The sequence below is a fragment of the Alkalicella caledoniensis genome (genome assembly GCF_014467015.1).
Lineage (GTDB): Bacteria > Bacillota > Proteinivoracia > Proteinivoracales > Proteinivoracaceae > Alkalicella > Alkalicella caledoniensis.
Window position 1 is genome coordinate 3,008,163 of the sequence record NZ_CP058559.1, and the last position, 22,235, is coordinate 3,030,397.

20 protein-coding genes and 1 pseudogene are annotated in these 22,235 nt (G+C 34.8%); 16 read left to right on the top strand and 5 right to left on the bottom strand.

Features of this window, described 5'->3' with window-relative positions; all coding sequences use genetic code 11:
- Positions 1-7 precede the first annotated feature (7 nt).
- The 4 genes from HYG86_RS14710 (at position 8) to HYG86_RS14725 (ending at position 3,133) form a co-directional block, all read left to right on the top strand.
- Positions 8-1,273 (top strand): Wadjet anti-phage system protein JetD domain-containing protein, encoded by a 1,266-nt coding sequence (locus tag HYG86_RS14710; RefSeq protein WP_213166330.1) that lies wholly within the window; start codon positions 8-10, stop codon positions 1,271-1,273.
- A gap of 135 nt (positions 1,274-1,408) precedes the next feature.
- Positions 1,409-2,032 carry a DUF488 domain-containing protein gene (locus tag HYG86_RS14715; protein ID WP_213166331.1) on the top strand — a complete coding sequence of 208 codons (624 nt, stop codon included), beginning with the start codon at positions 1,409-1,411 and terminating at the stop codon, positions 2,030-2,032.
- The gene (locus HYG86_RS14720; RefSeq protein WP_246451807.1) at positions 2,029-2,472 is read left to right on the top strand and encodes a DUF488 domain-containing protein; all 444 of its coding nucleotides are present in this window, start codon (positions 2,029-2,031) and stop codon (positions 2,470-2,472) included. The genes HYG86_RS14715 and HYG86_RS14720 overlap by 4 nt, the downstream gene beginning before the upstream one ends.
- 16 nt (positions 2,473-2,488) lie before the next feature.
- Positions 2,489-3,133 (top strand): dual OB domain-containing protein, encoded by a 645-nt coding sequence (locus HYG86_RS14725; RefSeq protein WP_213166332.1) that lies wholly within the window; start codon positions 2,489-2,491, stop codon positions 3,131-3,133.
- Between the two features lie 781 nt (positions 3,134-3,914).
- Here HYG86_RS14725 and HYG86_RS14730 read toward each other — a convergent pair.
- Entirely contained in the window at positions 3,915-4,517 is a 603-nt protein-coding gene (locus HYG86_RS14730; protein WP_213166333.1) for a J domain-containing protein, read from the bottom strand.
- A 250-nt stretch (positions 4,518-4,767) separates the two neighbouring features.
- On the opposite strand from HYG86_RS14730, the gene HYG86_RS14735 reads away from it, so the two are divergent.
- The 6 genes and pseudogenes from HYG86_RS14735 to HYG86_RS14760 all read left to right on the top strand — a co-directional run bounded on the left by HYG86_RS14735 (position 4,768) and on the right by HYG86_RS14760 (position 12,854).
- A complete protein-coding gene (locus tag HYG86_RS14735; protein ID WP_213166334.1) occupies positions 4,768-7,695 on the top strand; it encodes an AAA domain-containing protein in 2,928 nt (975 codons plus the stop codon).
- A 609-nt stretch (positions 7,696-8,304) separates the two neighbouring features.
- Positions 8,305-8,919: a DUF429 domain-containing protein gene (locus HYG86_RS14740; protein ID WP_213166335.1), complete on the top strand. Its 615-nt coding sequence runs from the start codon at positions 8,305-8,307 to the stop codon at positions 8,917-8,919.
- A gap of 128 nt (positions 8,920-9,047) precedes the next feature.
- Positions 9,048-9,547, top strand: a pseudogene (locus tag HYG86_RS14745) (GNAT family N-acetyltransferase).
- A gap of 482 nt (positions 9,548-10,029) precedes the next feature.
- The gene (locus HYG86_RS14750) at positions 10,030-10,170 is read left to right on the top strand and encodes a hypothetical protein (RefSeq protein ID WP_213166336.1); all 141 of its coding nucleotides are present in this window, start codon (positions 10,030-10,032) and stop codon (positions 10,168-10,170) included.
- Between the two features lie 9 nt (positions 10,171-10,179).
- A complete protein-coding gene (locus HYG86_RS14755) occupies positions 10,180-11,016 on the top strand; it encodes a hypothetical protein (protein ID WP_213166337.1) in 837 nt (278 codons plus the stop codon).
- Between the two features lie 83 nt (positions 11,017-11,099).
- Positions 11,100-12,854: a gamma-glutamylcyclotransferase family protein gene (locus HYG86_RS14760; protein ID WP_213166338.1), complete on the top strand. Its 1,755-nt coding sequence runs from the start codon at positions 11,100-11,102 to the stop codon at positions 12,852-12,854.
- A 156-nt stretch (positions 12,855-13,010) separates the two neighbouring features.
- Here HYG86_RS14760 and HYG86_RS14765 read toward each other — a convergent pair whose 3' ends face one another.
- Genes HYG86_RS14765 through HYG86_RS14775 form a run of 3 tightly spaced genes read right to left on the bottom strand, consistent with a single transcriptional unit; the run spans position 13,011 to position 16,221 of the window.
- On the bottom strand, positions 13,011-14,171 hold the full coding sequence (locus HYG86_RS14765) for an ABC transporter permease (protein WP_213166339.1): 1,161 nt from the start codon (positions 14,169-14,171) through the stop codon (positions 13,011-13,013).
- A complete protein-coding gene (locus HYG86_RS14770; protein WP_213166340.1) occupies positions 14,158-15,276 on the bottom strand; it encodes an ABC transporter permease in 1,119 nt (372 codons plus the stop codon). Before HYG86_RS14770 ends, HYG86_RS14765 begins: the two co-directional genes overlap by 14 nt.
- A 12-nt stretch (positions 15,277-15,288) precedes the next feature.
- Complete coding sequence (locus HYG86_RS14775) at positions 15,289-16,221, bottom strand: ABC transporter ATP-binding protein (protein ID WP_213166341.1); 933 nt, start codon at positions 16,219-16,221, stop codon at positions 15,289-15,291.
- Positions 16,222-16,383: 162 nt separating this feature from the next.
- Here HYG86_RS14775 and HYG86_RS14780 point away from each other — a divergent pair, with 162 nt between their 5' ends.
- From HYG86_RS14780 to HYG86_RS14805, 6 genes are all read left to right on the top strand, one after another.
- A complete protein-coding gene (locus tag HYG86_RS14780) occupies positions 16,384-17,448 on the top strand; it encodes a sensor histidine kinase (protein WP_246451809.1) in 1,065 nt (354 codons plus the stop codon).
- Between the two features lie 12 nt (positions 17,449-17,460).
- The gene (locus HYG86_RS14785) at positions 17,461-18,087 is read left to right on the top strand and encodes a response regulator transcription factor (protein WP_213166342.1); all 627 of its coding nucleotides are present in this window, start codon (positions 17,461-17,463) and stop codon (positions 18,085-18,087) included.
- A 172-nt stretch (positions 18,088-18,259) separates the two neighbouring features.
- A complete protein-coding gene (locus tag HYG86_RS14790) occupies positions 18,260-18,445 on the top strand; it encodes a hypothetical protein (RefSeq protein WP_213166343.1) in 186 nt (61 codons plus the stop codon).
- 971 nt (positions 18,446-19,416) lie between these two features.
- A complete protein-coding gene (locus HYG86_RS14795) occupies positions 19,417-19,596 on the top strand; it encodes a hypothetical protein (RefSeq protein WP_213166344.1) in 180 nt (59 codons plus the stop codon).
- Positions 19,577-20,371: an endonuclease/exonuclease/phosphatase family protein gene (locus tag HYG86_RS14800; RefSeq protein ID WP_213166345.1), complete on the top strand. Its 795-nt coding sequence runs from the start codon at positions 19,577-19,579 to the stop codon at positions 20,369-20,371. Before HYG86_RS14795 ends, HYG86_RS14800 begins: the two co-directional genes overlap by 20 nt.
- Positions 20,372-20,445: 74 nt before the next feature.
- Positions 20,446-20,892, top strand: coding sequence for an N-formylglutamate amidohydrolase (locus HYG86_RS14805; protein WP_246451972.1), 447 nt, complete (start codon positions 20,446-20,448; stop codon positions 20,890-20,892).
- On the opposite strand, the gene brnQ is transcribed toward HYG86_RS14805, so the two are convergent.
- Entirely contained in the window at positions 20,803-22,113 is a 1,311-nt protein-coding gene (brnQ, locus tag HYG86_RS14810; protein WP_213166347.1) for a branched-chain amino acid transport system II carrier protein, read from the bottom strand. The genes HYG86_RS14805 and brnQ overlap by 90 nt on opposite strands.
- Positions 22,114-22,235: the final 122 nt, after the last annotated feature.

Genomic DNA, 22,235 nt, shown 5'->3' on the forward strand with positions numbered 1-22,235 from the left:
GATGTCTATGAACTATCAAGCATTGATTTTAGAGAAGCTTATTGGAAAATACGAAAACAGCAAATCCTCCAAAGGGACCACATCTACAAGAAAGATTGCTTTTCGTATGCAGAATGAAAAAAAACTAAACCGTAACATGGAAATCGCAGAAGAAAAGGAACAGTTTTTAGCTATATTAGAAAGACTTAAGCAAAGAGGCTTAATTGATTACTCTTGGGTCCGTTATGAAACAGGAAATTTGGTAGATCGGATATGGCTGATTCTAGAAGAAGGTAAAATAAGAGAATGCTACCAGATACTTAAAAGAGTCCCAAAAGGAGATAAAGTTGATACCTTGAAGCAGTATATAGTAGACTCTCTCACCAAAATAAAGCAGGCTGAGGAAGAAATTCGTCCTTTTCTAGAAAAACAGTTAGAATACATACAACAAAAGCAATCAATTCCTCGTTTTTTTACTGATGACAGGGAGTTAAGCAACAGTATTTTAAACTGTTTATGTTACCTTGCCCAAAATGAACAAGAAATTCAGGAGAGGGTACTCAGTAGTTATCTATATAATGATAGTAAATACTTTGAACGGCATGTGAAAGGAAAGGTCCTATCTATATTAAGGGCAATAAAGAAAGAAAAAGGGGAAGAGGTAGCGGAAGAAGAATTACTTCCTGAAAAAGGCGTTGTAAAATGGCCTGAGATTTTGGAGTTTACCGGTAAGGTGATAGTATATGTGAGTCAGGGGACTCCAGTTGATTTCTCATCACAGCAGTATGGTGCATATATTAACTCACTAACGGTAGTAGAAGTGCAGCAGATTGATGTAAGTAAAGTAAAGAGAGTATTATTTATTGAAAATAAAGCTAATTATGTATGGTATATACAGCAAAGAAAAGAAGAGGAGTTAGTCATTTACCACGGAGGATGCTACAGTCCTGTAAAGGGAAAATGGTTCAGGAAGCTTTATGAATCATTTGAACAAGAGAAAGAGGAAGTCGAGTTTTACCACTGGGGCGACATAGACTTGGGGGGCTTGAAGATATTCATAAGATTGAAGGCGGAAATTATTCCGCATCTTAAGCCTTACAAGATGGATATAGAAACACTAGAAAATAATCAAGAAAAAGGTACATCAATGAAAGAATCTTATAGAAAGCTACTGGAGGAAATGAGAAAAGACATTAAGTATAAGGACTTTGATAACTTGATTAAACGAATGCTGGAGCTTGATATTCGTTTGGAGCAAGAACAGTTATTATATGAAGTACGCTCAAAGATGTAAACAAAATTTTCTGATTATTACCTAGTTTATCCTTGACATATATCTATAAAAGTAATAGTATGTAAATAGAACAGGTGTTCATTGCTTTTGTATTATTAATAGGAAAAAAAGTATAGAAATGGTGGTGATAAAGGTATGAAAGACATATTTACAATTGGTTACTCATGTTTGAAAGTAGATGACTTTATAAGAATACTAAAAGAATATAAGATAACGAGCTTAATCGATGTTAGAAGTAAGCCATTTTCTATTCATCACGAAGAATTTAACTATACCAATTTGTCTAAACTTTTGAAAAGCCATTCTATTATATACAGAAATTACAAGGATGAATTTGGAGCTAGGCAAGAAGACCCAATATATCACCATAAGGGGTACTTAGATTTTAACCTATTTTCAAAATCAAATGTCTTTCAAGAGGGAGTTCGTAAAATAGAAGCTGGAATGAGGCTAAATTATTCTTTTGCATTTATGTGCGCAGAAAAAGACCCAAGTACTTGCCATAGGAACATAATGGTAGCTAGAGAATTTTACAATAGAGGTCACAATATTAAAAATGTATTATCTGATGGTTCTTACGAAATTCAGGAAGAGCTTGAAAAGAGGCTAGTTGAAGACTACTTTCCAAACAGAGGTCAATTGGACTTATTCGAGGATAAACTATCTTGGATAGAAATGGTTCAAAAAAGCTATGACCTTAGAAATAAGGAGATAGGTTATAGAATGTATGAGGATGAGAGAAAGGTAAAAATATCATGATGCAAACTATATATACAATCGGATTTACTAAAAAAAGTGCTCAGGATTTTTTTGAATTATTAATAAATAATAAAATTGATCTAATAGTTGATATAAGACTGAACAACACCTCTCAACTAGCAGCATTTGCAAAGTATCCAGACATCAAATACTTTTTGAAAAAAATTTACAATATCAGTTATATACATGACACTACTTTTTCTCCAACTGAACTAACTTTGAAAAGATATAAAAAGAAAGAGATTGATTGGAACACATATGTTGACGAATTTTCTCAAACAATGGCTGCAAGAAGAATAGAAGAATATATTGGGAGAAAATTTTTCGCTGATGAGAGGATTTGCTTACTCTGTAGCGAATCCACTGCTGATAGATGTCATAGAGGGCTTGTAGCAAATATTTTTAAGAAGGTGAAAAACATAGATATTATTCATCTGTAGACTGGGGGGGATACAAATGGAGAAGGAGATTATTGTATTAGCAAAAAGTTCTAAGCAGGGTGAATATTGTATTGCTGGTATCGATACATCTACAGGGGAATGGATTAGACCGATATCTAATAATGCAGCTAAAGAAGGTTCTGTGCCGATTGGAGATATTACATATGAAAATGGAACGCAAGTAGAAATTCTAGACAAGGTAAGAATAAGATTCTCTTCGCATGCACCATCTAGATCTCAGCCTGAAAATTACATATATGACTCCTCATACTATTGGAGTAAAGAAGGTAGATATACCTTTTCTCAGGTGTTAAATATTCGTGGTTATGATAAACCCGAGATGATTTTTTATAATGCTTATAGGAGAGTTCCAGAAGTTGAGATAGGTGGGGAACCTTCTTTACTACTAGTAAATATTCAAGAGCCAACTGTTGTAATAAATACCGACGGTTTTCGTAGAAAAATAAGCCTAAATTTTGTATATAATAATACTCGATATTATGACTTCAGTATTAGTGATAGCTACATAAAGGGCCAGTATAATAATCATAGAGATGGTTGTTACCCCATAGGGCGGGATCTGACAATAGTTTTTAGTTTAACTGATGTGTTTATGGGTTATTATTATAAAATGGCTGCACAAATATTTCTAAATCACTAGATGACAATCTATCAGTCTATAAACAACACCTAAGAAAAAAGGGAGTAGGAGTCAGGACTACAATCATGCAATCCCCAATGTAATATTGAGTTCTTAGTAAAATAAATTACAGCATAGGTATTAATAAAGAAGCCCAATGAGTTGACACAAAGTCAATTCACTGGGCTTTTTTCCTGCAGATTTCCATCCCTTGCTATTGAATATACAATACTAACTGACTAAGGAAGTGTTCTTGATGAAATTTGGATGGATTGATTTTTCTAGGGAGCAGCGTAATAAGATGCTTAATGTTATAAAATTTTTGTCTGAGCCCTGGGCCTGTGGATAGGTCGGTCAAGTACTAGATTTTTTTTCTAGGCACTGTAAAAGTGATAAAAATGAGACTTCATATTTAAGCAAAGAGTAAAATGCAGATAAGAAAAGTAATTATACGTAATTTCCAAGGATTTAGCGAAGAGGATACTCATATTGACTTATCTAACTTACCCACTCTTATTGGGGCTAATAAATTAAGGATTGTTTTTTCTGGGTGAGTACTAATTACAAGGTTATGCTGGAAGGTTATTGGGAACTCTAAAATGGGTTTAGAACAAAAACGAGGGATCAGATACGTGAATCCCTCGTTTTATTAGCTACAACAGTGTGTAATTGAACATTCTAACGAAGTGGTAAATATAGTTGAATTCTGCCTAAGGGTTATTTGGAGATTTGTAAGTTACGATAAACATAGCTATTATGAAGAAAATTAAGAAACCATGGAAGTTTTAAATGGAGTATTCTATCAGTATATGTAATAAATAAATTTATCTCTTAAGTCGGATATAAGAGTTGACAAAAAAAATGCTAATTTTGTTGAAACACCACCTATTGTCAAAATCAATAAAGGCATCCATAGGTCTTTGAAATCGCCATTATATAGAGTAGTAGCTGTAATTATAATTGATATAAGGATTAGAGCTCCTCCAATATATTCAGTTATGGCACACAACAACATAAATAAATTATCCATGAGAACTAAAAAAAGGAGTATAGGTAAGCATATTAGTTTTATGACATTGGCAAATAATATCTTTCCAATTTTATTAAGTGATATCCTTTTAGTTATTGGATCTCCGGAGGAGTAACTTTGTTGATCACTAGTTTCTTTTTTCCAGGTAGCATAAGTATTGTGCGTTGTGCGCCTGCCTATGTCATAAGTTAGCCTTCTTTTATCGTCATACAAATTATCATATGCTTCTTTTATTAAAGAAAAGACAAACGCTGCATTAGATGAAGGATTTACATCGGGATGATAATTTTTGGAAAGATTTCTGTAAGCACTTTTTATTTCATCCTTAGTAGCACTTTCATTAACCCCTAAAATTCTGTAAAAGTCATTGTTCAAGTTGGTTTCTCCCTCCTTATTTCTATGATATATAATATTCTGATATATAATATTCTACTTGGTATCCGAATTACCTTCAATAGAAGGACTTATAAATTTCTGCATAACTCAATATCAGTGTAATTTTCTTTAGAAATTTGCGTTGGTGCAGGATTTTTAGCTAAGTTATAGAAATGATAGTTTATAGGAAAAAAGTATATGTTCCTTAGACGATATTTTTAAATAGAGGTTTATTAGAAGGAGTGATTTTTTGACAACTAAACTAAGAGAGATGACTGATTACATGAGGCGGGCTGTAGCAACTCAAGGAAGTCGTCCCGTTGATTTTAAGAAAGACTTATTTGTACAAATTACAGCTAAAGAGCTTGAAGAAGGGAAAAGCCATCCAGGTATTTTTACAGAACTAACCAAAGAAAGAGGTAATGTACAGGACTTAGTACCAGTTTTCATAGCAGCAAAAACTATTAAAACAAATTATAGCGAACAGACTAAGGAAGTTAAAGAAATAAATGACTTAACAGCTGTATATTTTATCCCAGCGCTTCTCTCAAAGGATGGTTACTTTAAGCCTTATGACGATAAGGATAAAAAGCCATGGATTCCAAGGGAATTTTTAACCCCAAATATAGATAGTGTGTTAGCTGTTGGCGATTCTAACAGGCTAGATGATTTCCTAAGTAATAATGTAGGGAAAAGTTGGATGATAGGAAACTGGACACAATATCTCGTATACGCTAAAGAATTATTTGAGTATACTACAAAAGTTACATATGAAAGTAGACAGCTTGAAAATGGAGAACAATTGGACGAAAATATCTATGTGTTTAATGACAAGACAATTAATGCTACTAAGGCAATTTTAAGCTTATATGATCATATGCTAAGAGGCACTGAGGAAAACTCTAATGATTCAATATTGAGAACAAAAGTACCTACTTACGAGAATTTTGTGTCTTTAGAATCTAAACCAGTAAAGGACCTAGTGAAAAATGAACTCGATCAAATGAAAAGACACGTTGGTCAGATGGGTGGAGAATATCCTTTATCCCCTTCACAGAGAGAATGCATAAATCACTTTGTAAATATGGATGATACGGATATTCTAGCAGTAAATGGTCCTCCAGGTACAGGTAAGACCACTTTACTTCAATCTATTGTTGCTGACACATATGTAAAAAGAGCTCTAGCTGAAGCAGAACCTCCAATTATTGTAGCATCTTCTACCAATAATCAAGCAGTAACAAACATTATAGAATCCTTTGGGAATATAAATAAGGTGGGTTTAAATAATCTAGAGGAACGGTGGATTACTGGAGTTCATAGCTTTGCTACATATTTCCCCTCATCATCAAGCAAAGATAAAGCAGAGAAAAATGGATACCAGTATACAAATCAAAAGGGCAATTATTTTGTTGAAAAGATTGAAACGGAAAAAAACATCACAGACTCCAGAGTGAAATTTCAAAGTTCTTTTATCAAATTCTTTGATTTAGACATATCGTTTAATGAAATGGGAAGAAAATTGAATTCAGAACTAAAAAGAGTTAATCAAATAAGAATGGAGCTCCTTACTATAACTTCTGAATTGGGTAAACACATAAAACATGTTACTGTTAATCAGTGCATAGATAATTTAAGTAAAGAAAAAAAGGATATTCTACTGGATATAGAGGAAACGAAAAACAGGTTACAAGAATGGAAGGACCATTTCAAAAATATACCAATATTAAATAGGATGTTATGGTTTATACTACAGTTTAGACGGAAAATAATTTTGGATAATATGTCTTTCGTTAGTTTAGGAGAAGAGTTTCTAGAGGAAGATATGTCAATAGATGGGATCAAATATAAATATGCTTGTATCTTAAAGGAACTTAGAAACAAGGCTAGAAAAAGAGATGAAATTGTAAAGGAAATAAGTAATCTGCAAATTAAATATAACCTCTGCCTGAAGGAACTTAAAAACTACCTTGATGATAAAGAATTAAATAGATTTAATAGTGGTTTAGATATAAGTGAGATTAATGATGTGTTTGATACTACCTTAAGGTATATACAATTCTGGTTGGCAGTGCATTACTATGAACATCAGTGGCTTAGCGGAGTGAACCAAATACCTATAACTAAAAAACATACAACTTTTGAGGATGTCTTAAATCGCAGATATAAGCGACTTGCAATGCTTACACCCTGTTTTGTTATGACTTTTTTTCAGCTTCCTAAGAATTTTTCTTTCTATGTCAGTGAAGGTAGTGAAAAATATGGTTATTTTTACAACTATATTGATCTGTTAATCGTTGATGAAGCTGGACAAGTCTCGCCAGAGATAGCAGCTTGCTCTTTTGCCCTAGCTAACAAAGCTTTAGTGGTTGGTGATGTTTACCAAATACAGCCCGTATGGAATATTAGCAAACCCCTAGATAAAGTTCTAGCTGTTTGCTCTAACGTTATTGATTGTCCTCAAAAATTTGATGAGTTAGAACGACTGGGACTAAATACATCCGAGTCCAGTGTCATGAAGGTAGCAGCAAAAAGCTGTAAATACGAAAAATATGGGAATAAAGGACTTTTTCTTAGTGAGCACAGAAGATGTTACGATGAGATAATTCAGTTTTGTAATGAGCTAGTTTACAATAGTAAATTAGAACCAAAAAGAGAGAAGGGGGTAAAAGATCAAAACTATAAAATTAGGCATATACCACATATGGGGTATAAACAGATAGATACTCAGAAATCGAGCAAAAAATGTGGTAGTAGATTCAATTATAAGGAAGCGGAAGAGATAGTATTATGGGTTAAAGAGAATTTTTCATCTATTAAAGATGGTTATAAAAATGAAGAACCCAAAAATCTTCTTGGGATTATAACACCCTTCAAGGCGCAGGCTGATTGTATTCAAAAACTTATCAAAAAAATCGCTCCAGAAATTACAGAATATATTAGTGTAGGGACAGTACATACCTTTCAGGGTGCTGAAAGAAAAATTATCATACTATCAACGGTATACGGCTATGGGGAAGATTGTTCTTTTATCGATTCAAATGAAAGTATGTTAAATGTTGCAATTTCTAGGGCTAAAGACAGCTTTTTAGTATTCGGAGATTTAAACTGTTTGAGTAATGATCCCAAAAAACCTAGTGGTCTACTACGATACAATGTGGTAGCAAAAGGTATCTAACATGTGGAATGTTAGAGAATAAAAATGCTTCGGTGCCTGTAACTAAGTTAGCAAGTTATTGAATATTTTGAAATAAGGGGGAGGACTTCACTTATCTTATAAGTGAGGTATTTGCTTTTTATTTTGTCGCCTAATATCTAATTTAGCTCTAATCAAAATTAGAATGCTAAGAAGGACTTTTACGCCTTTTATTGAATCAATTCAAAATAATCAGAAGGAAATTGGGGTTCAGGACTGCAATCGTGCAATTTCTAACTTATAGTGGACCTCCATGAGCTCACAAAAAATAGGAATATAATAGCCTCATGAATTGACACAAAGTCAATTCATGGGGTTATTATATTCCAGCAGGATTTCCCTGCTTTGTTATTGAATATATAATATAATAATAACTTACTAAGTAAGTGTTTTTGATGAAATTTGGCTGGATGATTCTATGGAGAAGCGTAATAAGGTTCTCAATGTTATAAATTTTTATTTGAAATGGGTTGTTCTGAACCTATTTTCGCCGCAACCCAAGAGTATCTTAGAATGTTCTGTATTAACCCAAATGTAAAGCATAATCAATTATGAGTTCATAAGAAAACTTAAGTACTGAGGTGATGACCAATGAATTACAGCTGGATAGGTATAGATGGTTTTAAAGGAAAGTGGATAGCTGTTTATATAAGTGATGATAGTTTTGATGTGAGACAGTTTGATACTATAGCTGATATATGTGAAAGATATCCTAACTGTGATAGCTACCTTATTGATATGCCCATAGGGCTTGTGAAAAATAGAAATGAGCTGCGTCCTGATTTGCTGGTTAAGAAGGAACTTGGTAAGAGGGGGTCAAGTATCTTCCAGGTCCCTTGTAGGCAGGCAGTTTATGCTGATGATAAAGTTCGAGCTAGGGAGTCAAATATCGAAGTGCTAGGAAAGAGTTTGTCGGAGCAAACTTTAGGAATAGTTAAGGGGATCAGGCAAGTGGATGAGTTCTTACTTAGTCATCCAGTTTGGAAAAATAGGCTGCTGGAGAGTCATCCGGAGTTTTGTTTTGCAAAGCTAAACGGAGGACAGCCAGTTTTGGAACACAAGGCCTCCATTGAAGGGCAAGAAATAAGGATGGAGATTTTGAGGAGATACTACCCCCAGGCAGATGGTGTTTTGGAAAAGTATAAGGCATACTTTCCAAGAAGAAAGAGGCTGGATGATGTAATAGATGCTTTGTGTTGGCAGTGATGGGTAAGATGATTGCAGAAAATGGTATGAAGACAATACCAGAGCTGCCTATGAAGGATAGTAGAGGGTTGTTCATGCAGATTGTTTATGCAAGTGGTGAACATTCTAGGGGGAAGGAAAAAGTGTTAATGGATACTGGTATAGACGGATTCAAACTAAGATTTGCTAAGGAAGAGGATGTCCCACTGATTCTTGAATTTATTAGGGAGTTAGCTGAGTATGAAAAATTATTGCATGAGGTTGTCGCAACTGAAGAGGTTTTAATGGACTCACTGTTTAAGAGAAAAGTGGCAGAGGTAGTTATAGGTGAATATGATGATAAGCCTGTAGCATTTGCTTTGTTCTTCCATAATTTCTCTACTTTCTTAGGTAGACCTGGTATATATTTAGAAGACTTATATGTAAAGCCTGAGATGAGGGGAAAGGGGTAGGTAAGATTATGTTGGCTTTTCTTGCTAATTTGGCTTTGGAACGTGATTGTGGAAGGTTAGAATGGTGGTGCCTTGATTGGAATGAGTCTTCCATTGAGTTTTATAAGCAGATGGGAGCAGTTCCCATGGATGAATGGACTACTTTTAGGGTTCATGATGAAGCCCTTAAGGATTTGGCAGGGAAATTTAGAGATTAAAGGGTTCTCATTAGATGCTTAGGCCCGTGATTTGACTTTGCGTCAAATCATAGGCCTTTTTCGATACTGGCTCTTAAACTCTGAAAAAATACAGAGAATTCGGGGTCAGGACTGCAATCATGCAATTCTCAGCCTAGTTAAGTGATTTTTAGTCACATCGTGGGGAGTTTTCTGTGTTGTTATAAGTTATGTGAGAATGATAGTTCACTGTGTAATTCAATAACCAAACATGGAAATCCTGCTGAAAACCCCCCCCATCAATAGTATCAACTTACTAGGGAAGTGCTTTGATGGTGCCTGGATTGACTTTTATAAGGGAGCAGCAGTAAGGTGCTTATATAGTAGTAGCATTTTAGACACCTTAAGCCGGGGGAGCATATAGAGGATGTAAGTCCTAGCAAACGTTATTTCTTAAGTCAAAGACAGATTGAGAAGTGATGAATAGTATGAATGTGACGAAATAAAAAATCGGAGGTTCAGATATGTTACTTGAGGAGACCATTGAGGAGTTTTTGAGTTCAAAGAAAAAATACATGGGTTATGATGAAAAAATGGTAAGAAATTTATTACAAGTAAGTAAAAAGTATAGCCTTTTAGAGATATGTGGCTATGGAGAGATTTAAGTCGATTCTTTGAAAGTAAGTATTAAAGAATCGGTAAAGGCTTATTCCAGTAGCAAGGATAATGCTATTGATATTTACAGGAAGTACCTTGGATTCTTAAGTAAAGAATATGGTATACATGTGGAGATAGATTTTCCGCCTATACCTGTGTCCATTAGTTTTGAAAGGATAATGTACATAGCTAAATATCTGCAGAACCCGGATCATAAGGTGAAAGACTTAGCAGATATCTTATGGGTAAGTGAGAGGACTGTGTTGGACGATATAGCAAAGCTAAGGGGGAATACAGATGACCCCCTTCAGGTATGTGGTAAGAAGTTTATTATTGAAGATATGGAGCGTAGAAGAGGAAGAGTTACCATGGCTTCAACAGCTCATCCGATCTTTCTTACAGGTAATTTGACACAAGTGATTGTAACTTTAAAAGGCCTAAAAAGCATGAGTCAAGACTCTGCTTATAGGAGCTATGCCATTGAGATGGCAAAGTCCATCTGGACTCAACTTTCTGACTATGCAAAGGAAAGAATTATTTATGTTACAACTGAAATGCTGCCTGATGAAGTTGAGTGGTATTTAAGTCTTGGTGATAAAGATGAGAATAGCTTTTATAGTGAATATATGTGTAGCAATACAGAAGGTGCAGGTTGTGTTATTGACTGCTTAAAAAACCGTAAATCATGCTGTATTGAGTATCAAGAAGATGATAACACAGTAGTTTTCTATGAAGACTGTATGGTACGTGATTATGATGGAAAAACTTTTAAAGTTATCTATAAGGGAGAGAAAATGGAACTGTTAAGTGACAATGTTCTTCGCAGTGGTTATACAATAGAAGAGTTAATCTAAAAACTTGAAGCTCAGCCCTCATATTTATTTAGTTCAGATTCTTTTACAATGAACTTAACAAATAAATATGGGGGCTGATTATTATGAAAAACACTTTTTACAGACCAGAGGAAATTAACGTGGAGGAGTTTGAGTATATAGTATCAAAGCTTAATAATGACCTAGTTAATATTTCCAGAGGCTTTGTTAATGAATTTGATTTAAGGAGATACGTACAAAAGCTAGTTGAGGATCAGAAGGATTTAGATCGAAATCCAAAGATGGGCTTTTGGGGGCTTTGGGATCCACAAGACCTACCAAGCGATGCTCGAGTTGATTTTTTCTATATGCCAACTTATATAGCAACTGGGATCCTGATAAGCTGCAAACTCAATTTTCCTCACATTGCAGCTGAGGTAGAAGGATTTGATGTGGCTTTAGAAAAAGGTTTGCTGGCTTCAACAGGCAGAGGTTTTCAGGGACACGGTCATGATAATCTAGATGGCTTGGTTAAAGCTCTTAATGTCTTTATCACAGCTAAAGTTCATATCTACCTTGAGAAATTTCCAGATACATGCAAAGAGTTTACAAAGCTGTTCAATGAGTCAATAGCTTTTTGTGAAAATAGCTTATTAACTGGTAACACAAAAGGAGATTGGGGAGAAGATTATTCAGCTCAGTATAGATGTATCCTTCAAAGTCTATATCCTCACAAATATTTAAAACTAGAACAAAGAATTGAAGTGGATAAAGAAGAAGTGAATGTATTTGTGTATGGAACACTAATGAAAAGTAACCGAAATGGAATGACTTATTTAAAAGACGCAAAGTGTTTAGGTGAAGCTACATTAGAAGGTTATGAGCTTTATGACTTAGGTAGTTTCCCAGGCATAGTTCAAGGGGATGGCAAGGTAAAGGGAGAGGTATATACGATCTCAGTTGATAAGTTACCGGAGCTTGATAGATATGAGGGGGAAGGTTCTTTATATAAGAGAAATAAGGTAGAAGTTTATAGTGAGGAAAGTAAAGAGAAAGTCAACTGTTATGTTTATGTCTATAACAGGTCAACTACAGGTAGACCTAAGGTAGAATACAAATACCAACCTTGGCATGAGGGAGTAGTAGCTAAGATGAACGATGATAATCTTGTTTGGTATGCAACCTATGGATCCAATGTAAATAAAGAGAGGTTCATGAAATATATTGAAGGCTGTAGTGATACTACACCTCCCAAAAAAGAAAGACCTATAATTATAGATCATGAGCTATATTTTGCTAACAGAAGTGGTAGATGGGATAGCAGAGGTGTGGCTTTCCTAGACTTAGGTAAAGAAGGCAAAACCTATGGAAAGATGTACTTGATCACTGAGGAACAATTTAAAGAGATTCAGCAACAAGAGGGCCCAACCTGGTATGATGGTGTAGGGAGCTTAGGGTTTAAAGATGGTATTGCAGTAAAAACACTGACACACTCTACACGATTTGTAGATGAAAATATTCCTTGTAAAGCATACTTTAACACAATAAAACAGGGTATACGTAGTACATACCCTACATTAAGTGAAGAAGAAATTGATGCATACTTGCTAGGGCGTTGTCTAGATAGGAACACAGTTGAGGTATTGCAATATATTAGAAAGCAACAGCATGGTGTTAGAATCTCTAAGATCTGTAACCACTTAAATAAGAATGACAAGATGGTCGTAGATTCGCTTTCGGGATTAAGAGAATTGGGCTTAGTAGTACAAGACAGTAGGAGCGTAAGGGAAGGAGTTGCACCAAACTCAGCTGAAGCTGTTTACTATACTGTAAGAAGTAGGAGAGCAGCTATAGATATGGTGGTAGGAAGGTCTAAATAGGATGAAGTAGCGGTGCAAGAGATGGGTTAAAGGTAAATGTTGGATTCTTAGTAAAAATTAAAGTTACAGTTTAGGTATTAACAAAGAAGCCCAAAGTAGTTGACACAAAGTCAATTAATTGGGCTTCTTTTCGCTTTTACAAGCTTTAGAAAGATATTATAGGGCATGTTTTTTTTGTTTTATTATTACTAGTGCAATTGCTAAGAAAGCAAAAGAGAAAGCCAACTGAACTAATATTCCATAGAAGATCGGCTTAAGGGTGGACTGGTTGATAATAGTGAGATCACCAATGGTATTATTAACCTTTACATACCAAAAAATAGGATTAAAGTTACCTAGGGTTTTTAGTGTATCGCTTAGCAGTGCCTGGGGAACAAAGGAACCAGCTAAAAATGATAATCCTAAAGAGAAGCAGTTTGCTATAGGGTCAATAGATTTTTTAGTTGCAAAGCTTGCAACAAAAAAGCTTATGCATAAGCAAAGAATCGTAAGGACAAATGAATTAGCTACAAACATCAGTGTGCTAACCTGGTTAATTGAGTTACTGAAAATAAAAAAGGGAAGACCAACAAAGATTAACCAAATCACAATGGCGATGGAAAGGTTGCCTGCGAGAAGCTGAAAACTATAACTTTTACTAGTTACTGGGGCACAGTAATTACGCATTTTTATTTGCTTATCATTAAAAATTAACATTACCCGTCCTACCATTGATATAAGCATTGCAATTAAAATATAGGATAAGAAATTAAAATATCCGTTCAGGTTGGTTACAGTCTTACTTGCTGCTTGATGGAGAAAGGATACATTTGCCTCTTGTGAAATATCACCAAGTACCCTTTCATTGATCTCTTCAATGGACATTTCGGGAAAAGCTTCAAAATAAAGCCTTGCAGCATTTAAATACTTATCAATGATTGTTCTTGCGTAATGGGAGCTTGTTGAATCAGGAACAGACATTGTATTTATCTTTTTTGGATCTGGTGAAGAAAAGCTATTTTGAAAACCTTCGGGAATAGTGACAATAAACTCTGTTTCCCGGAAAAACAATGCATCTTTAATGCTTTCTTCATCGGTTTTAATGTCAACAGGCCTTGCAATACCGTTAATATAGGCTTCAAGTTCATTGGCCAATGGTGAATTGTCATGGTTTATAACAGATACCCTTACTTTGGAAAGCTCAAAGGCATCCTCTGTTTGCTTAGATTCGCTGTATGAGAAAAATGCCATAATTCCAACAAAGATTAAAGTATAAATCATGAAAACAACTAAAAATTTCCGTGGTACAATCTTATAAAAAGCTTTAAATGCTTGCATATTTTTGCCTCCTTAGCACAAAGATGGTAACAGTGCAGAAGATTACTCCCAAGATACCTAGTAAGGTCAGGTTAAATAGATATCTATCGAAGGTATCATAATAGTACAGTGCATAAAGACCATCGGTGATTAAATTAGCTGGGTTTATATAGGCTAAAATTGGGGCTTTTTCTTGGACTATATATTTGATTTGTAAAATCATCAATCCTGATAGAAAACACATGCCCATTGTGATATTTGATACTAACATATCTTTGACTTCTGGTTTAAATTTGGTAATTGCTCCAAACATAGCACCAAACATTGTGCCTGTGAAGCATCCAACTAGACATATTATACCGATTTGAAGGATACGATTACCAAAGTCTACATTTAAAAACTGGGTAATATAGGTTATTGCAATAATTGTAGACACAAACTGAAAACAAATTGAAGCAGCAATCATGGATAAAAAGGCTTTTAACTTTTTAGTTGGTGCAACATTTATCCTTGCTGCTAAGCTAGATTGATTTGCTTGAATTATTGTAGTTGCATTACACCCTGCAAATGCAGAATATAAACAAGTCATAGCCAATAGAGCAAAATAATACACAACTACAACATTCATAGAACTATTTGTAGGCAATTCCTCTGCTGTGAAACTTTGGTTAAGGGCTATGTTATCCAAAAATCCCTCTTGCAACAACTCAGGGTTTCCTTCAATTACATTGACAACAGTGGTGGAGATTTGAACATAATTATCCAGAAAGACTTTAGCAATTGACTGGTTTATACCAGAACTTCTAATAACAAGCTCAAGATTGTTTTGATTTTTTATATAACCAGTGATTTCTTTGTCGGATAAAAGCTCTTTGGCTTCTGCTTCTGTTGTGTGAGTAATTATGAAAAGATTACTTTCATCCATTGCATCCAGGAGTCCCGCTGGCATTTCCTGATCACCAATTACTGCGATGTTAACCTTCTCGAAACCTTCTGAGGACATAAGATTACCTAGGGCTAGGTTGAAAAAAGTAGCTAAGATTAGGGGGAAAGCTAACATCCAGAATAAGGCCGTTCTGTCTTTGACCAGGGATTTTATACTATATTTAAAAATATGAAATGACATAAACTAACCTCCTTAATCTCTTAATTCTTTCCCTGTTATTTCAAGGAACACATCATTTAGGGTAGGTAACTCAGAGTAAATTTTACCATAACTAATATCATTTTCAGCAATAAAATTCATTATGTTTACAAGGTTTGAAGCACCATTTTTTTGTCTAATTATCAAGGTGTTTTCTTTTAAATCAACATCAAAAACATTAGGTATTTCCCGGATTTTATCTAAATGATTCTCTGTTAAGTTAAATGTTTGTACCACAATCTTTTCACCTAGGGAAATCATTCCCTTAACTTCATCCTTAGTCCCCGATGCAATAACCTTTCCTTTATCTAAAATAGCAAGCCTTGAACAAAGCTGTTCGATTTCCTCCATGTAGTGGGAGGTATAAATAATTGTAGCCCCCTGCTCGTTTAGTTTTTTGATACCTTCTAAAATGTTATTTCTACTTTGTGGGTCAACTGCCACCGTGGGCTCATCTAATATAACAAGCTTTGGCTTATGAGCAATCCCACAGGCAATGTTAAGCCTTCTTAAAAGGCCGCCACTTAACTTTGGAGGATAAAACTTAACGAACTCTTGTAAAGCAACAAATTCTATGGCTTGCTCCACTAGTTCTTTACGTTTTTTCTTATCAGTGACATAAAGACCACAGAAATAATCTATGTTCTCATACACAGTGAGTTCATCGAAAACCGCCACATCTTGCATGACAACACCTATGTTATTCTTTACATCGTAGGATGTGGGAGTCATCTCTTTATCGAAGATTTCAATGCTTCCTTTATCATATTTCAAAAGTGAAAGAAGGCAATTTATAGCCGTGGTTTTTCCAGACCCGTTTGGACCTAAAAGACCAAAAATTTCTCCTTCTTTAATTTCAAGGTTTAGATGATCTAAAGCGATTAAATCACCATATCTTTTAACTAGATTTTCCATTTTTACTATCATACTATCAGTCCCCTTTCTTATAATCCAATTGTATTTGAAATTTTAGGTAATAGTGAGTGTGAAATGTCATAAGGTAACATGACAAATGTCATATTACCTTATCTTGTCAATAGTCATTGCTAAGTTTATAATTATAGTAATACTAAAAATGGGAGTGGAGCCATGGGTGATATATTAAACAGAATAATTATCTTTTCTGCTTTATCTGGGATTCTTTTGCTCACATATAATCCTTACCAGGGAATTATAGCCATGTCAATAGCCATAGGCATAAGTGGATTTTTAGAATACTTTAATAATAAAAAATTAGCTAAGGTCTTGTTTATAGCTCATTTAATGATAGCAGCATTGCATCCTAAATTTATACTTTTTTTGCCTTTAACGGGTTATGATCTAATCAAAAATAATCAACAGGGGCTAATATTTTTAGCTATAATCCCTTATACACTACACTTTAATGAAACTTCACCACTTACCATGGGAGCTTTGATGGTGATTTCTGTTATCGTATATCTACTAAAAATACGGTCTCTAAATGAAAGGAAGCTTAGGGAAGATTACATAAACCAAAGGGACTACTTAACAGAGCTTTCCATTTCCCTTGAAGAAAAGATCAACGAGTTAGTTATCAAACAAGATATAGAAGTGAATCTGGCCACATTGAACGAAAGGAATAGAATTGCCAGGGAAATTCATGATAATGTTGGTCATCTACTTTCAAGTTCAATTTTGCAAATTGGAGCTATAATGACTGTAAGCAAAGAAGAGAAAACCATAAAAAATCTTGAAATAGTTAAAAACACCCTAAATGAAGGGATGAACTCTATAAGGCAAAGTCTTCACGATCTACATGACCATTCCATTGACCTTTATGGTGAGATCAATAAAATTCTCAGAAACTTTACCTTTTGTAAAGTAACACTGGATTATGAAATTACTGGTGAGATGCCTGTTAAGGCAAAATACGCAATTATAGCTATTATCAAAGAGGCCCTAGCAAATGTTATTAAACATTCAGATGGTGACCGTGTATTTATAAATCTGTACGAACACCCGAAGCTTTTTCAGCTTATTATACATGATAATGGAAAGAAAAAGGCAGATTTAGAGAGCTTTAAAGGAATGGGACTTGAGAGTATAAAACAAAGGGTTGCATCATTAAATGGAATCATCAATTTTGATCAAACCAAGGGGTTTAAGATATTTATCTCGTTTATGAAGCCTTAGAGGAGGGGTAGGATGAAGATAATAATTGTTGACGACGATATTTTAGTTTCATCATCGTTAAAAACCATCATAGAAGCAACCGAGGGTTTTGAAGTTTTAGCAATAGCCAATAGTGGTGAAGAAGCAATAAAACTATATAAAGAACACCAACCTGACATTTTATTGATGGACATAAGAATGGGTGAAATGAGTGGCCTAGAAGCTGCGGAGAAAATACTAGCCACTTATGCCAAGGCAAAAATACTTTTTTTAACCACATTTGCAGACGATGAATATATAATTACAGCCCTGAAAATAGGGGCTAAGGGCTATATCTTAAAACAGCATTATAATAGTATAATTCAGGCACTAAACGCTGTCTACTCTGGACAAAGTGTTTTTGGTGAAGAAATTATTAGTAAGATTCCAGCCGTTATGTCTAACCAAACAGACAAAAACGATTATCAAAGCTATGGCATTTTAGATAAGGAATTTGAAATAATCACTTTGGTTTCCAAGGGTCTTTCAAATAAGGAAATTGGAAAAGAACTGTATTTAAGTGAGGGAACCATAAGAAACTACATAAGTGTTATTTTAGATAAGCTTGACCTAAGAGATCGAACCCAACTTGCAATCTTTTACTTTAATCACTTAGCTTAAAAAAAGAACTTTCATTGATTAGCCAATAAGAAAATCCTCGTATGGGGATTTTTTTATTGGCTAAGAAAGTATAGCGTCCTGCCAGTAAAGATTTTCTAAAAAGATTTTGTTTATTGTAACGAAAACATAATATTTATACACTAATATTATGAAAGGGGTGAAGGAGGTTTATATGAAGAACCTGTTTAATGAGTTTGTAGAAAGCCTTATGGAACACAAGAAAGAAAAGTGTGTTCAAATGGTTCTTGACTGTTTAAGTAGTGATGAAATAAATGTCGTAGATCTATATACTGAAATCTTAACACCGGCATTGAACAATATCCCATGTCATAACAGAGAGGATCAGCACTGTATATAGGAAGAACATGTAAAAACGGCAATAGTTCTTACAGTTATAGACTGTTGCTACCCCTATGTTTTAAAGGAACAGAATGACAAAGGATTTCGCAAAAATGAAAAAGTAGTGGTTATATGCCCTCAGTACCCCGATCTCAAGGAGGTAACAGCTGCTGTTGAGCTACCTGCATTCGTAGATTTCAATGGCTTGAAAAAGCAGATCGCATAGTTGAAGTGAAGGATGGAAGAATCAATCTAAACATATATAAATGATTATAGGAAGATTGGGTGTCAAAATGAGTATTTTAGAAGGCTGAGGTACTACAATAGACTGACCTATGAACGTGGGTGATTTTAACATGCAATTGCATAACTGTCTTAACCATAGAAAACCGCCCAAAGGGGAAATTCAACTCCCTTTGGGCGGTTTTAATTTCATAGTTACCTTCAATCCTTAGCTTTTGCAAAAGTATCCTGGAATTCCTGTAAAAGATCTAAATCAATTACGTCCTTTAGTCTTAGCTCTTGCGACATTAGTATTCCTCCTAATTTAAAATTTTTTATACAGATTTATTCTGCAAAAACTATCAAAACCTTTCTAAAGTGTATGTCTTGTAGGGTAATTTTTAGCTAACATAGTTTAATAAATTAAAAATGTGAAGGGATTATGAAGAGTTTATGGATCTATTTGAATGGGTATTCTGAGTTAGATTTAGGTACAGGGAATAGATAATAGAGCCGTGGAAGAGGTATTATGCTATTCGTTTGATTGAGCATGGAGATTTTTAGTTAGAAATATTAACAAAAAATTAAACTTTAGCTATCCAACATTGCTAACTAGAAAAATGTGGTATAGAATTAGTTATAATCATACTGGAAGGTGTGGGAAGATGATAGTTACTACTTGCTAATTCACTGAAGTGAATATTGAAGAAGTGTAAAGGCCAGGGCATGAAGGTTTTAATAAAAATTTGGCTGTAAGAAGGCTTCTTCTTGCAGTTTTTTATATCTAAAAAATATATACTTGCTATTAGATGTTCAATGAAGCCCCTAAAGGAGATAATAACAAATGTCCCTTTAGATTTGAAGCTAGCAAGCAATACTGAGGATAACTTAAAAGAACAGAGGATTATACCGAAGGGAGAAGAGATTTATGAAGATAGCTACGTATAATATTTGGAACTCGGAAAAAGGAATGCCAGAAAGGGAAAATCAGATAATAAATGAAATAAATGCACTGGACTCAGATGTAATTGTGTTACAAGAAGTTAAAAACGAAGAATTCAACGAAAATTTATTAAAGTCTACTAGCTACAAACACTACTCTTTTGCACAACACGAAGGTAGAGTGGTTGTTGCTGAGCCATGGAAGGACAGAGAAGGTTTGGCTGTTTACAGTAAATATCCCATTACATACACTAAGTATATTGAATATGCACTTATTGTTCTTGTTGAGCAAATGGGTAGTTCGATTCTTTTTGTTAATGTTCATTTACCGTGGGATAGTGTGATTGTAAAGGAAGAATGTATAGTAAATATCATCAAAGAAATTTCGACTATCCAATCGGATTACAGATTTATTTTGGGGGATTTTAACTGTTCTGACACCTCCAGTGTACATCAATTTTTAAAGGGTGACAGAAGTTTAAATGGGGCAGAAGTTACCCCTTATTGGACCGACCTAGCTTATGTAGCCGAAGAGTTTTTGGGTATTAAGAGAGAGTTGACCTTGGATTTAAGCACCAACCCCCGTTGGAAGGGACAAAGTCTTACAGATGTAAGCACGAGAGTTGACTGTATTTTTATACATGACTGTTTCCCAAAACCATATCCGAAATTGAAAGATCTACTATATTTTGGAAAAGAGGTTGATGAAAAATCAGGCATGTGTGCCAGTGACCACTATGGAGTATTTATAGACATTCAAATGCCATTTGAGAAACTATAGGTGTAGGAGTAGGATAGGGATTCAGAGGGTAGATAAGCTAAGAAAAAGCGTTTAGGGGGATAAAATTGAAGGCTGTGAATGTAGCAAAAAGTACTAAACCCTCAAATATAATAGCAAGTATTCCACATGGGTCTTCTAGTATAACTTCCGAGATGAGATCTGTTATGAGGGATGAAGTTCTACTTACAAACAATGACTGGTTTTTAAACGAGCTATTTAGTTTTCTTAACGAACTAAATATTACCACTGTATCTGCCAATTACAGTCGATATTTGATAGATGTAAACCGGGACATAGGGAAGAAGGAAATAGATGGTGATTATACTGATTCTTTGATATATCGCAAGACAACCTTTGGTAAAGAAATTTGTACAAATGTCTGGACCATAGAAAACCGCCCAAAGGGAGATTCAACTCCCTTTGGGCGGTTTTTAGTTTGGAATATATTCCACTTTCTTTCTGGTGTGATTGATATATTGATCCCTTGCATAGAAGGTCATACCGGTGAGGATTGCTGGTAAAATCCATCCCAGACCTTGAGTAGTCAAGGGAAGTCCCTGAATTATTGGAGTTATAATAGGTATTGGGATGATAAAGCTTCCTATGACATCAAGTACGCTAATCCCTAAGGTGCAATACACAGCACTTTTATATACTGCTGCACTTTTTACATACTTATCTAGAAAGGTTAAGGCTACTAGTACAATAATAATAGGGTAAAGAATGAGTAAAATTGGTTCTGCTAAACTGATGATTCTATCTACTCCCAAGTTGGATATTCCCATGCTTACCAGGGCAGTAGTGATAGCAGCTGCTTTATAACTTAACTTTCCACTAGAAGACTTACTAAAGAATTCTCCAGCGGTGGCAGTTATTCCAATGGCTGTAGTCAAGCAGGCAATTCCCACAGCAACCCCCAGTAAACCTTGACCTAAGGTCCCAAGAAGATTATTGGTGATTTGGATAATTAATGCAGATCGTGATATGTCCATGGGCAAATCGCCAGCGGTGGCTCCTAAATAAGCTAGCCCCCCATATATGATGGTTAATCCTACTGCTGCTATAAGTCCAGCTTGTACAGTAATTTCTGAGATTTCCTTGGTTTTTGTATATCCCTTGGCTCGAATGGCCCCTAAAATAATTCCTCCTAAAATAGTGGCTACCATGGCATCCATGGTTTGGTAGCCCTCTGAAAATCCATTTGAAAAAGGACTATTTATCCCAGTAGTTGTAAGCATTCCTTGGGGCTGAAAGACACCCTTTGTAATAATGGTAATCATGGTTAAAAGAAGAATCGGTGTAAGGACCTTTCCAATATTATCAATTAAGGAAGAAGGCCTTAATACAAATACCAACACAATAATAAAATATATGGCTGAAAAGAGAATAGGATTAAAATTAGGGAAAAAAGGAACAATGGCCATTTCATAAGTAGTGGCACTTGTTCTCGGTATAGCAACTAATGGCCCTAGGGTTAAAATCGCAGCACAGGTTAAAAATTTCCCAAACTTTTTATTAGTCTTAGAAGCTAAGCTTTCTAGACCGCCGCCAGATTTTGAAACTGCAATAATTCCTAAAAGTGGTAGCCCAACTCCTGTTAATAAAAACCCAAGGACCGCTGGAACTAACTGTACCCCTGCCCCTTGGCCTAATGCCGGGGGGAAAATCAAATTACCTGCACCAAAAAACATGGCAAACAAAGCAAAACCCACTACCAAAACATCTTTTCTTTTTTGTGTCATAATACTCCCTCCGATGTTAGAAAATTATTTATATTGTGCTATTTTTCACATAACTTAGTAAAAAAAGAATTATACGTTTTAAGGAGTATAATTTTTCCTGAACAAATTCACTCACATCAATA